Annotated in this window: 11 protein-coding genes and 1 pseudogene; 9 read left to right on the top strand and 3 right to left on the bottom strand. The window is 45.8% G+C overall.

Annotation, left to right across the window (positions count from 1 at the left end; genetic code table 11):
- Positions 1 to 135: 135 nt before the first annotated feature.
- The 4 genes from AC6B99_RS33085 to AC6B99_RS33070 all read left to right on the top strand — a co-directional run bounded on the left by AC6B99_RS33085 (position 136) and on the right by AC6B99_RS33070 (position 2,367).
- Positions 136 to 405, top strand: coding sequence for a hypothetical protein (locus tag AC6B99_RS33085; protein ID WP_496665150.1), 270 nt, complete (start codon positions 136 to 138; stop codon positions 403 to 405).
- A gap of 24 nt (positions 406 to 429) precedes the next feature.
- Positions 430 to 834, top strand: coding sequence for a hypothetical protein (locus AC6B99_RS33080; RefSeq protein ID WP_494862965.1), 405 nt, complete (start codon positions 430 to 432; stop codon positions 832 to 834).
- Positions 835 to 1,131: 297 nt separating this feature from the next.
- A complete protein-coding gene (locus AC6B99_RS33075) occupies positions 1,132 to 1,548 on the top strand; it encodes a DUF4279 domain-containing protein (protein WP_494862963.1) in 417 nt (138 codons plus the stop codon).
- A gap of 408 nt (positions 1,549 to 1,956) precedes the next feature.
- The gene (locus AC6B99_RS33070; RefSeq protein ID WP_494862961.1) at positions 1,957 to 2,367 is read left to right on the top strand and encodes a hypothetical protein; all 411 of its coding nucleotides are present in this window, start codon (positions 1,957 to 1,959) and stop codon (positions 2,365 to 2,367) included.
- A gap of 164 nt (positions 2,368 to 2,531) precedes the next feature.
- On the opposite strand, the gene AC6B99_RS33065 is transcribed toward AC6B99_RS33070, so the two are convergent.
- Positions 2,532 to 3,854, bottom strand: coding sequence for a C4-dicarboxylate transporter DctA (locus AC6B99_RS33065; protein ID WP_494862959.1), 1,323 nt, complete (start codon positions 3,852 to 3,854; stop codon positions 2,532 to 2,534).
- 115 nt (positions 3,855 to 3,969) lie between these two features.
- On the bottom strand, positions 3,970 to 5,010 hold the full coding sequence (locus tag AC6B99_RS33060; protein WP_496665149.1) for a DctP family TRAP transporter solute-binding subunit: 1,041 nt from the start codon (positions 5,008 to 5,010) through the stop codon (positions 3,970 to 3,972).
- A gap of 106 nt (positions 5,011 to 5,116) precedes the next feature.
- On the opposite strand from AC6B99_RS33060, the gene AC6B99_RS33055 reads away from it, so the two are divergent.
- The 5 genes from AC6B99_RS33055 to AC6B99_RS33035 all read left to right on the top strand — a co-directional run bounded on the left by AC6B99_RS33055 (position 5,117) and on the right by AC6B99_RS33035 (position 13,061).
- Positions 5,117 to 6,709, top strand: coding sequence for an ATP-binding protein (locus AC6B99_RS33055; RefSeq protein ID WP_496665148.1), 1,593 nt, complete (start codon positions 5,117 to 5,119; stop codon positions 6,707 to 6,709).
- Positions 6,706 to 7,512: a response regulator gene (locus tag AC6B99_RS33050; RefSeq protein WP_496665147.1), complete on the top strand. Its 807-nt coding sequence runs from the start codon at positions 6,706 to 6,708 to the stop codon at positions 7,510 to 7,512. The genes AC6B99_RS33055 and AC6B99_RS33050 overlap by 4 nt, the downstream gene beginning before the upstream one ends.
- 102 nt (positions 7,513 to 7,614) lie before the next feature.
- A complete protein-coding gene (locus AC6B99_RS33045; protein WP_494862951.1) occupies positions 7,615 to 9,033 on the top strand; it encodes a malic enzyme-like NAD(P)-binding protein in 1,419 nt (472 codons plus the stop codon).
- Positions 9,034 to 9,266: 233 nt separating this feature from the next.
- Positions 9,267 to 10,547, top strand: coding sequence for a class II aldolase/adducin family protein (locus AC6B99_RS33040; RefSeq protein WP_496665146.1), 1,281 nt, complete (start codon positions 9,267 to 9,269; stop codon positions 10,545 to 10,547).
- A 516-nt stretch (positions 10,548 to 11,063) separates the two neighbouring features.
- Positions 11,064 to 13,061 (top strand): RHS repeat protein, encoded by a 1,998-nt coding sequence (locus tag AC6B99_RS33035; RefSeq protein WP_496665145.1) that lies wholly within the window; start codon positions 11,064 to 11,066, stop codon positions 13,059 to 13,061.
- A 153-nt stretch (positions 13,062 to 13,214) separates the two neighbouring features.
- Here the strand turns inward: AC6B99_RS33035 and AC6B99_RS33030 are convergent.
- Positions 13,215 to 13,315 (bottom strand): annotated as a pseudogene (locus AC6B99_RS33030) (IS30 family transposase); the annotation flags it as partial.

Genomic DNA, 13,315 nt, shown 5'->3' with positions numbered 1-13,315 from the left:
CTGTAAACGTGCGTCGTTGTTTTGGCATTGTAGAGATCCGCTCCTTAGGATGATAGGTTTATTCTACAAGCCCTCATTTTTATTGTCCAACTAAGTGTAGCCGATCCAGATGTTCTGAAAATGAGGAAAGGAGTATTGCAAGCAAAAGGTAAGGATGATAAGGCATTATCTTGGTCGACTAATATGATGTTGCCTGGTTGGGTATCTACTGCAGAAGCTATTACTGCAACGGGGTTATTTAGCGTCGTTTTTGATGGTAACGGACATGTTTCAATTGCTCCGACTGCCGCCGCACAGAAGGCATTTGGGACTATGGCGGACTGGAGAAATAGCTACGATAATGCGAATACTACTCGTCATTTTTATACAGCCATCCTTATGACGGTCAGCATTGCAGTTAAATAATACTTATAGTAAAGGTCGGGGAATATGAATGTTAATTTCGGTGACATAGTTGCAGGCGAGCGAGTAGGGAAGTATAAATTGGGGAGTAGTTTGGAGGAATTACTTGAAGTGATTGAATCTCCTTATGTCATATCAGAGAGCTCGAATACAATAAATATAGATATAGATAATATTCACTTCTTTGTATCGAAAAAAACGGGAGAATTATCAACGATAACTGTATTTGGTGATTATAAAGGGAAATACTTAAGTAAGATTTGCATAGGTTCAACATTAATGGATTTAGAGGATTTAGATATAGTAGATTTAGAGTATGATTCAATGGAAAACGAATATAATATGCAAGGTCTTACATTTTGCTTTTCATTAAAAAATGAACAGGGTGAAAGGTTTTTAGAGTATATGGTAATATGGAAATCGATAGAATGACATTCAGCTAAATTACCACTCTCATTATTATGTGTTTGATTATAATATTCTAAGATAATTTCACATGAAATAATCCGACCACATGCGAGTGTAAGCTCCGTGTGGTTTCTTTTTGTTTATAATATCAGATACTGCACTTCTTATTCGATTTATTGCATAGAATTGCTCGATATTTCATCTTTTCTCACGATTGAATCTGAAAGGTGAAGTTGGAAAACGTGGGGATGATAACTTCACATGGAAAGAACTTCAGGAGATAGCTAGACAATTTGTCGAAAAATAAGGAGGGTGTAACTATTGAGTTTTATTTCTGGAGCTTGCTCATTAATAATTAGAGGCGAGAACCTAAACAAAGAAAGTATTTCCGAAGGATTGAATATCAATCCATCAAATTATACGTTCAAAGGACAAACTATCAACAAGACAAAATACAAAGCACCTAAGGACGTTTGGAGTTATAAGATAGAAATTGAAAATAACGAGTCTCCAAACACTATTCTGCATAAACTTGTTTCAGAGTTACAGCAATCTGAAAAATATATCTCCGAAACATCCTTCGAAAATATTTGTATTCGGTTATATCTACAATCTGATTTGGCTCAAATGTATTTTGAATTACAGCCCAGTGTTTTAAACGATTTAGCAAAATTAAAAATACGGTTTGAAGTTTCAATATTGTCTTGGGGAGGGGTGGAGGATGAAGTTACCACATAAACCCTACACAGGAGTATCAGCCATGAGCTATCAACATCTTACCACAAGAGAGCGAAGTCAGCTAGAATTGCTGCATCAATTGGGATGGTCGGCTAGAGCGTATGCCTTGTAGAGCGCTTAACCGCTCTACAAGGCATAAAGATTTATTTTGCTGATCCGTATTCATCCTAGCAGCGAAGTACAAATGAAAATGCAGACTGACTGCTAAGAGAGTGTTTGCCAAAGGCTTTGGTTTTGTAGATGTTTCAGAAGAGGACTTAACGTGCGCTTTGTTTCTCCTGAATAATCGACTACGAAAATGTCTGGGATGGAAAACACCATACGAAGCTTTTAGGGTTGAAGTGTCGCACTTAGATTGACAATCCGCCATGAATTTGAAGAGAGGTTAGCACATATTGGGGAGGTTAGATGATGTTCAGTTTGAATTACTATTTGCATTATGATACATACCCCAAAGTTGGAATTGGACCGTTTCAATTAGGGAATCATAAAGCTATAGTCGATTCCTATGTTGAATTTCAATATTCCATCGTTACTTATCATGATTATATTGCTTATGAATCTGAATCCATTACATTATGGTTTTCAATTGATCAAGAGGAACTTATCTGCATCTCTGTTGAAAAGAATTTCAGTGGTAAGCTATCTAACGGAATTGGATTAGGCTCAACGCTTACGGAATTAAAACGAATTTATTCTAGGGAGTTAGTCTACGACGTTATAGAAGATGAGTATTCTATAAACGGAGCAAGGTTTATTTTTGGCCCATTAGATGAACTTGGTGAAGAATATCTAGAAATGATCTTGATCATAAAATAATGAACAGATTGGATTTTCCAGCAACATGAATATGAAATTGAAATGATAAACCGAGCTATATGTATATTGATTGTTTCTACTATCTAAAAAAAGCGCAGTTTCCCTGTATTTGCAGGACGCTGCGCTTTTTTATGCTTTTGTGAGCAAGTTAGTTGGGGACCAGCTTAAGACTGCTCCGCAGCAGGCTTCACCAACTTACCAGCGAGACTTGTGCTTGCAGTAGTAGGCTCAACTTTCGCGGCTACAGGCGCTTCCGGCGCGCCGCCTGGATGAAATTCATTTTCCATTTTGGCGACGACGACGGTTGCGACGCCGTTGCCGATCAGGTTCGTGATGGCACGGGCTTCGGACATGAAGCGGTCAACGCCGAGCAGCAGCGCCATGCCAGCGACGGGAATGCTCGGGAATGCGGCAAGCGTTGCTGCCAGCGTAATAAAACCGGAGCCCGTAACGCCTGCGGCTCCCTTAGACGTTAGCATCAGTATGCCGAGCAGCGTAATTTGCTGCCACAGCGACATCTCAACGCCGGAGGCTTGGGCGACGAACATTGCGGCCATGGACAAATAAATCGCCGTACCGTCAAGGTTGAACGAGTAGCCGGTTGGAACGACGAGCCCGACGACCGGCTTGGAGCAGCCGTATTTTTCAAGCTTATCCATCATGCGCGGCAGCGCCGATTCGGAGGATGAAGTGCCAAGCACGAGGAAGATTTCATCCTTGATATAACGGATAAAGCTGAAAATGCTAAAGCCATAAAAACGGGCAATCGAGCCAAGCACAATAATAATGAACAGCGCCATCGTAATATAGACGGAGCCCATCAGCTTGCCCAGCGAGGTCAGCGAGCCAATGCCGAACTTGCCGATTGTGTATGACATAGCGCCGAAAGCCGCAAGCGGCGAAAGCTTCATAATCATATTGACGATGCCGAAAAAGCCATGCGACAGCTTGTCAAACAGCTGGATTACGGGTTTTGCCGACTCGCCCATCGCCGTTAGCGACAAGCCGAACAAAATTGCGAATAGGAGAATTGGCAGCAAGTCACCGCCAGCCATGGCCGAAATGACGTTATCCGGAATAATGCCGAGAATAAAATCAACCATGCTGTGGCTGGACTGGGCAGCTGCGTCGGTGTACTTCGTAATGTCGCCGCTCGCCTTGCTGGCATCAATGCCTGCGCCCGGCTTCACGATATTGACGACGAGGAGACCGATCGCAAGCGCAACCGTCGTCACAATTTCAAAATAGAGCAGCGCTTTGCCGCCGATGCGGCCGACTTTTTTCATATCGCCCATATTGGCAATGCCGTTTACGACGGTGAAAAAGACGATGGGCGCAATAACCATTTTGATCAGCTTAATAAATCCATCAGCAAGCACTTTCATTTTCTCGCCAAACTCCGGGAAGAAATGGCCGAATAAAATACCAACAACGATAGCACACACGACTTGGACGGTTAGGTTTTTCAGGTTGAATTTCAGCTTCATGAGGAGGTCCCCACTTTCTTTTATCAAAATGAAAACGCTTTAGTTTCGTTTGCGTCCTCATTGTAAAAGAAGGAGAGCCCCTGTCACAAGCATACGGTCATATTGTTCGTTTTGGTTATTTTGGTCGCGCGATTTCATTCATCAGCGGTTCCCCGATAATCTCGCGGTATTGGTCATAAATCGGCAGAAAAGCCTGTACCCATTGCTCACGCTCCTGCGGGGTTAGCGTATGAATATCAATATCCTTCAATGGCTTGAGCTGGCGAAGCTGCTGCTCCTGCATGGCTGCTGTATTTTGCTTCATCCACTCGGTTGTTTCTGCAAGCGCGCTCTGCAACTCGGCCTGAATGCCCGGGGGGAGCCCGTCCCAGAAGCTTTCGTTAAACATGACGCCATAGCCGAGATAGCCATGATTGCTAATCGTCATATAATGCTGGGTCTGGTAAAGCTGCTTCGTAAAAATGTTGGAAATCGTATTTTCCTGTCCATCTACAGTGCCTTTCTTTAAGCTTGCAAATACTTCGTTGAAGGGAATTTTGCTTGTAGTGGCACCTAGTGCCTGAAACTGGCTGACCAGCACGTCGCTTGGCAATATGCGAAAATTCAGCCCTTTAAAATCCTCGGGAACCCGCAGTGGACGGACGCTGTCGGTCATTTGCTTAAAGCCGTTGCTCCAGAAGGCAACACCCTTGATATGATGCCGCTCCATTGAGGTAAATAAAAGCTCGCCTAATGTGCCATCAAGCGCCGAATCGACGGCATGCTGATCAGCGAAAGCAAACGGCAGGTCCATAATGAGCCAAGCGGGGTCAATGACGCTGAGATTGGAGTAGGCAGGTGCAATCATTTGGATATCACCACGTTTGAGTGCCGCTACCTCCGTATCCTCGGTATACAGCATGCCGTTCGGAAATACTTGAATTTCGACGGCGTCATCGGTCTTTTCTTTCACGAGCTTGGCGAAATGGCTTGCCGCCAGCCCTTTCGGTGTATTTTCCGCGACCACATGGCTGAATTTAATGACGATTCGCTCTTTCAGTCCCGTCTGTTCATCATCAAAGGGCAGGGAACGAGTCGCCTCGGGACGAAAGCCGAACAAAATGGCCGCCAGCAAACCAACAGCAATAAAGCTGATCATACCGATTGCGGTTTTCATTTTTGAACTACCTCCCTTTGGCTAGTTTAGCAGCGTTTGCCGCAGTTGCTATTTTACCCTCATTATTTCACAATAGAGAAAAAACGTAAAATACGGAGGAGAAGCGATGCTTAGCCGCCTGCGAATTTATTGGAAAATGATTTTGCTATCGTTTGGACTCGTTCTCCTCTCGCTGCTTATCGGTGGCACTGTCGTCATTGGGAGCGTCACCCGCATGAAGGAGGACGAGCTTAAGCAGCGGCTGCTGATTACGGCCCGCACCGTTGCCGAGCTGCCGAGCATTAAAAATCAGATCAATGAACCGGATAGCGCAAGCTGGATTGCGCCTGTGGCGGACAATATCCGCATCATCAACAATGTGGCGTATGTCGTCGTGCTGGACATGAACCGGATGAGGCTTTCGCATCCATTGGCGGCGAGGATCGGCGGCAGGTTTGAATCGGCGGATGCGGACGCGGCGTTTGCCGAGCACACGTATATGTCCAAGCTGAAAGGGGAGGCGGGCGTTGCGCTGCGCGCTTATGTCCCGATTATGAATGAGGCGCATGAGCAGGTAGGCGTCGTCGTGGCCGGCGGGCTGCTGCCTGGGCTGGCGAAGCTTATTGAGGAGCAGAAAAGCTCGATTGCGCTTACGCTGCTGATCGCTTTATTGTTTGGGATTTTCGGGTCAGCGCTGCTTGCCCGCCACATTAAGCGGCAAATGTACAATTTGGAGCCGCATGAAATTGCCCGCATGTATGGGGAACGCACGGCGGCTTTTCAGGCGATGCATGAAGGGGTCATTGCGATTGACCGCCTTGAACGAATTACGATTTTTAATGAGCGGGCAAAGCAGATTTTCAGTGTATCCCGCGACGTAGTGGGCTTGTCAATCCGGGAAGTGCTGCCGGATACGCGGCTGCCGGAAATTATGGAGCTGGAGCGTCCCGTGTTCAATCAGGAGCTGCGAGTCGGCAATGCGCTCATTTGGAGCAACCGCATTCCGATTCGTGAGCAGGGGAAAATGATCGGGGCCATCGCGATTTTTCAAGATCGGACCGAGGTGGCCCGTATGGCAGAGGAATTGACGGGTGTGCAGGAGTTCGTCGATGCGCTGCGGGTGCAAAATCATGAGCATAGCAACAAGCTGCATACAATTGCGGGACTGCTTCAACTGGATAAAAAGGAACAGGCACTGCAATACGTGTACGATATTTCCGGTGAGCAGGAGGAACTGACGCAGTTTCTGCATCAGCATATTGCGAATGACAGCCTGGCAGGCCTGCTGCTTGGCAAAATCAGCCGGGGCAAGGAGCTGGGCATTCAGGTCAAGCTTGATCCTCATATGGAGGTAAAGCAGTTTCCCATTATGCTGGATCAGCATGATATGGTGCTGCTTATCGGCAATTTGATTGAAAATGCTTTTGACGCGCTGGCAAAAGCCGATCGAACAAATAAGGAAATTTATGTTAGTATGGAGCAGAATGAAGAGCTGCTGTCCATTCTAGTTGAAGACAATGGCTGCGGCATGACGGGAGAGGTGCAGTCGCGTGTGCTGGAGCGGGGCTTTACGACGAAAGGCAGCGATAATCGCGGCATTGGGCTGTATTTGGTAGGCAGTATCGTCGATAAGGGCGATGGGGAGCTGCGCATTCAGTCGGAGCTAGGAAGCGGCACGGCTATAGAGCTAACATTTCCGATGGGAGGAGCTGGCGGATGAACGTGAAGATGGAGAACAAGGACAAGGCGCAGGACGGACGTTTTTTTAAAGTGGTGCTAATCGAAGATGATCCCATGGTGCAGGAGGTTAACCGCCAGTTTGTCGAGCAAGTAGACGGCTTTCAGGTTGTAGGCATTGCGGGGAACGGAGAAGAAGGCTTGCGTCTCATTCGTGAGCTTGCGCCAGATCTGGTGTTTCTTGATGTTTTTATGCCAGCGCTGGACGGAATGGCTGCGCTGCGAGAGCTGCGCTCAGCGGCAATGCCCGTTGATGTTATTGTGGTAACGGCGGCGAAGGATCCGGAGACGATTCGCGAAATGCTGCGGGGAGGCGCGATGGATTATATTATTAAGCCGTTCAAGCTGGAGCGGATTCGCCAGACACTAGAGCGTTACCGCGATCGCCACGAAAGCTTGTTGGCAGCAGAAAAGGCCGTGACTCAGGATGAGCTGGATCGCATGCTGCTCAGTGGGGAAAACTGGGCGCAAGGACAGAAGCTGGGTTATGGGGAGCAGGAAACTGGGCCAGCAGGACAAGCCTCATTTGCTGGGCTGGATGGTCAGCAAAGCAGCCTGCCGAAAGGGCTGAATGCGGCCACATTGCGGCAAATTGTCGAGGCCATGCATCGCTTGGAGGGCGGGGTTTCGGCGGAGGAAGCAGCCGAGGGCATCGGCATTGCCAGAGTTACGGCAAGGCGCTACTTGGATTTTTTGGAGAAGAGCGGTTATGTGAAGCTGGAAATCAACTATGGCGGGGTAGGACGCCCGATCAATCGCTACGTATTGCAGCAAAGACCAAAATGACCAAAATCAACAATATGGCCAAAAGCTTCCCACGTTTTCATGTAACCGTTAACATGAAGGCAAATAGCAAGCGCTCAAGCGTTTGATGGGAGTGTGGTCAGGGTGGCAGTGCCGGCAACGGGAAGCACGAATATCGTATTGCGTTTGGAAATGGACAAGGAAACGTCAACCTTCGGGCGGATTGCTACGGCAATTGGCGAAGCGGGCGGCGACATTGTAGCGGTTGACGTCAGCGGGACAAGCAAAACATCAACGATTCGCGATGTGACGGTGAATATTACGGATACGCAGCGCAAAGAGCTAATTGTAAGCGTATTAAATAAGTCGCCAGGCGTAAAGGTGCTTCAAGTATCGGACCAGACCTTTCTTATGCATCTGGGCGGCAAAATCGAAGTCACGCCAAAAATGACGATTAAAACGCGCGATGATCTGTCACGGGTATACACGCCGGGCGTCGCCAATATTTGCATGGCGATACATGAAAGCCCGAAGCGGGCCCACTCGCTCACGATAAAAAGAAATACGATAGCCGTCGTATCGGACGGAACCGCCGTATTAGGGCTCGGCAATATCGGGCCGCTCGCGGCGATGCCGGTCATGGAGGGCAAGGCGATGCTGTTCAAGCAGCTCGCAGGAGTTGATGCTTTTCCGATCTGTCTTGATACACAGGATACGGAAGAGATTATTGCGACGATTAAACGCATTGCCCCTACATTCGGCGGTATTAATCTTGAGGATATTTCGTCGCCGCGCTGCTTTGAAATTGAAAGGCGTCTTATTGAGGAACTGGACATTCCGGTGTTCCACGATGATCAGCATGGCACAGCGGTGGTGCTGCTTGCAGGCCTTATTAATGCGGTCAAGCTGGCAGGCAAGCAGCTTGCAGATTGCAAGATCGTGCTATGCGGCGTTGGCGCAGCAGGAATTGCCTGCACGAAGATTTTGCTCGCGGCAGGTGTGCGGAACATCATCGGGGTTGACCGTGATGGCGCACTTGTCGCTGGCAGCAGCTACGAGCATGAAGCATGGAGATGGTATGCGGAGCATACGAATCCAAGCCGGGAGCAGGGCAAGCTGAGCGAAGTCATTGCGGGCGCAGATATTTTTATCGGCGTATCAGGGCCGGGCGTGCTGAAGGCGGAGGATGTTCGCAAAATGGCGAAGGATGCCATTGTGTTCGCGATGGCGAATCCAACACCGGAAATAACGCCAGAGGAAGTGGAAGGCCTTGTGCGCGTCATTGCGACGGGACGGTCGGATTACCCGAATCAGATCAATAATGTATTATGCTTTCCCGGATTGTTCCGCGGCGTATTAGACTGCCGGGCTTCACGGGTGACAGAGGAAATGAAGCTTGCTGCTGCCCAAGCGATTGCTGCGGTTGTTACCGAGGACGAGCTGAATGAATATTACATCATACCGAGCATATTCAATCCGCATGTGGCAGATCGCGTCAAAGAGGCAGTCATTGAAGCAGCTTATGCTTCGGGCGTTGCCCGCAGGCGAGAGCGCAAGCTGTAGTTTGCAATTGGCGATCGTTTGACTTATATAGATTGAAAAAGGGAATGCTTCAAGGTCATGGACCTTATGCATTCTTTTTTTTGACGTGCAGAGCAAGAGCAAACGCTGCTGGACGCCGCTTTATTTTTGCGCGAAAAGGTTAAAAGAAATGTAAGAAAAGTCACTTTCAAAAACAAACAAAAGTAATACAATATAAACAAAGATATTGAATGCGAAAAAAGGGGGACATCCACATGGAATTTACTTTATTACATCCTTCCGATCAGCTGGTCATGATGATGGAGCGCATTTACGGTTATGGCATGACGACGACTTCAGGCGGCAATTTATCGATTTTGGACGATAACGGCGATCTTTGGATTACGCCTGCGGGCATCGACAAGGGGGAGCTGACGCGGCAGGACATCGTTTGTGTGAAGGCGGACGGTACAATCGCGGGCAATCACCGACCATCGAGCGAATACCCGTTTCATCAGATGATTTATCGCAGAAGGCCGGACATTCGGGCGGTTGTTCATGCACATCCTCCGGCGCTTGTGGCATTCAGCATGGTGCGTAAAGTGCCTAATGTCCGTCTGCTGCCGAATGACTATTTGATCTGTGGCGAGGTAGGCATGGCGAAATACGGCTTGCCGGGAAGCGCGGAGCTGGGTGAAAATATAGCGGACGTATTCAGCGAAGGGCTGAACACGATTATGCTGGAAAATCACGGTGTCGTTGTAGGCGGCCGCGATTTATTTGAAGCTTTTCAAAGATTCGAGACGCTGGAATATTGTGCGCGGATGGAGATTCAGGCGAACCGGATTGGGACGCCAGTATCGCTGTGGGGCGAACAGCTGGCGGATATGCGCGAGGTGCTGCTGGAGGAGTTTGTACCGGATTTTTACAGCAGTGAGGAGAAGGAAGCACGTCGGGAGATGTGCAAGCTCATTAAGCGTTCTTACGATCAGCGGCTGTTTACGAGCACGCAGGGCACCTTTTCCCATCGGGTCGGTGAAAATTCCTTCATTATTACACCGTATGATCAGGACCGTAAATATGTGGAGCCGGCGGATCTCGTGCGGATTGACGGCGGGAAGAAAGAGGCGGGCAAGGTGCCAAGCCGCTCGGTACAGTTTCATCAGCATATTTATGAGACGCAGCCTCATGTGAACTCGGTTATTATTGCGCATCCGCCTAATATTATGGCGTTTGCGGTGACAGAGGAGCTGCTGGATTCGCGGACGATTCCGGAAAGCTATATTTTGCTGCGGAATATTCCTAAGCTTCCTCATGGGGATTTGTATACGAAGCCGCAGGCGGCGGCGCAGCTTTTTCAGGAGAACACGCCCATCGTCATTGCCGAAAATGACTGCGTCATCGTCACCGGGCAAAGTCTGCTGAATGCCTTCGACCGCCTGGAAGTCGCCGAATACAGCGCGAAAGCGACCATTTCAGCGAAAAACATTGGCCCTATTGTGCATATGGAGCAGTCGAGGATTGCGGAGCTGGAGCAGGCTTTTGGGTTGAAGTAGTAGGCTAGTTGGTAGATAGACATGACATAGTAGAAATTGCCCAGTCCATGAATTTGTGGAGCGGGCTTTTTTGTGCTCCCTTACCATTTTGAGAGAAGGTCATGAAAATTCAGATAATAATATTGTATTAATAAGTTTAAAGATACTATTTTAGTTTTTATTCAACCAATGTAGTTGCAAAAATATTAGAAAATGAGGCTATTTGCAGTATCTCTATAAATCAATTAATATTCTATCAAATTTTTTTATTGAATCGACAATAAAACCTATTATTCGACAAAATACCACCATTTCAAAAGATGAGAAGGTGACTTATGATTGTTGAGGAAGTTATTGTTTCCATAAGTTAGAACTCTTATATGTCGCTCTAAATAATTTGGTATGTAGAGAGGGAGTTAGCCGAATCACTCGAAAAAGGCTATCTTTCCTCAAAGAGTTTAAATTTCAAAACAGTAATAATGGAGTATTTGCTAATTGTCTTTAGATTATCTAAACAACCTCAGGAGAGTGAACGTATTGAAAAGAACTAAATTACTAATTTATTTGCTACAGACCGTCTTTTTTATTTTTATTCTAAGTATTAGTCAGAGTAAAGCATTTGCAGCAGAAAATATTATTACCCCTAGAGAAACATTCGAGAGTGGGGCTTATGCTGGTACCAGCTACATTCCGATCTATGGGACGATCACCAGTGATCCGCAAAAAGTAGTAAATGGGAGATACTCAGCTTTATTAAGCTCTCCTCCATCAGAAGTCTGGAAAGAATTTAATTATACAGATTCGAATAAAATTAAATTCGAGAAGAATACAACCTATTCGGTTACTTTCTCCTATAAAACAATCGAGATGAATCCCTCAGATGCTAATCGTTTTTTCTACTTTCTAGCTCGAAGCACTGATCATGATACTCAGGAGGACAAAGGTTATACCTCTTGGACGGACGAAGCCGGGAATAGCGGGATCAGAACGATGACTTTTACAACAGGAAATAAAGAGAATTACTATTTAATATGGGGGATCCACGCCGGAGGAGCACTTTCCATTGATGATATTCAGATTGTAAAAACAACTTCTGCTGGCAGCGAATCTTTCGAATACGGTTCTTTTGCCTCCACTAATTTTTTGGCAGGCGATGGTGTAATTACAAATGATCCAGCCCAAGTAGTGAGTGGACAATACTCAGCGTATCTCAGCTCAAAGCGGACGGAAGACTGGAAGGAATTCTCATATACAGACACGAATAAAGTCAAATTTGAAAAAAACACTAAATATAAAATTACCTTTTCTTATAAGTCGATTGATATGGAGGCAGCAGGAGCAGATCGCAGTTTTTATTTTCTGGCAAGGAGTAAGGATAATAAAGAAGATAAGGGATGGACAACATGGAACGAAGTCAGTGGGAATAAAGGTAGTAAAACAGTAACGTTTACCACGGGAAATAAAGAAAATTACTATTTAATTTGGGGTATCTATAAAGGAGGAGCACTCTCACTAGATGATATAGAGATTACTAAGATGAATGAATCTTTCGAAAGAGGTACTTATACTAATACAATTTTTACTGCGGGTCATGGCGGCATCATTACAAATGATCCTGCGAAAGTAATTACTGGACAATATTCCGCCTATCTTAAATCACAGATAGATGAGGTATGGAAAGAATTCTCCTATACTGATTCTGATAAATTCAAGTTTGAAGGAAATACAACGTATACAGTGACATTTTCCTATAAATCTATAGATATGGATGCTTCAGATAACGATCGTTTTTTCTACTTTTTGGCTAGAAGTACTGATAATTTGGAAGATAAGGGATGGATGACTTGGAAGGATTCTACGGGAAACAAAGGCAAGAAGACGGTTACGTTCACAACAGGCAGTAAAGCAAACTACTATTTAATCTGGGGGATACATCAGGGCGGGGCTCTATCGTTGGATGATATCAAAATTGAAAAAGTTAGTGAATCCTTTGAGCAAGGATCTTACAGCGCAACTAACTTTTTTCCGGTTTCCGGAATAATTACTAGCGATCCTGCAAAAGTAGTCAGCGGGTCATACTCTGCATTCTTAAGTAATACTACAGCCTATGGAGGAAAAGACTTCGCAAGCACGGATACTAACAAAGTGAAATTTCAGCGCAATACGACCTACACCGTGAGCTTTGCTTATAAAGCAGTAGATATGCAGCCTAATGATAATAAACGTTATTTTTATTTTAGTGCCCGGGGAATGGATAATACTGAAATGAAAGGCTGGACCATATGGAACGATGTCACAGGCACCAAAGGAATGAAAACGGTAACCTTCACAACGGGGAGTCAAGATAATTACTATTTGTTCTGGGGAATTCATGGGATGGGTGCACTCTCCATAGATGATATAATTATTCAACAATTAACAACCTATCAATATGATGATAATGGAAGATTAGTTCAAATTAGCTTGCCGGACAATCAAGTGATTAGATACTATTATGACGAGAACGGAAATTTAATAACTACCAAGGTAGAGTGAAACATTTGAAAGATTACGAATTTTAGAATGTAGGAGAAAAATGATGCTAAGAAAATCAGCCTTTTTGTTTATTTGCTTAATAATAGTTTTTATATTAGTTATTCCAGTTGTAGGAGCAAAATCAGGCTCAAATTATATTTATAAGACAGATTGTCAAGCCAAGTGCGACACTTCAACCTGAAAAGCTTCGTGTGCGGTTTTCCATCCTAGACACTTTCGAGGACGGTTATTAATAAAGAACAACGCGCACGCTA

It is taken from the genome of Paenibacillus liaoningensis, from assembly GCF_059609455.1.
Note: the sequence above shows the minus strand (reverse complement) of the source record. Positions and strands in the feature narration are given on the sequence as shown.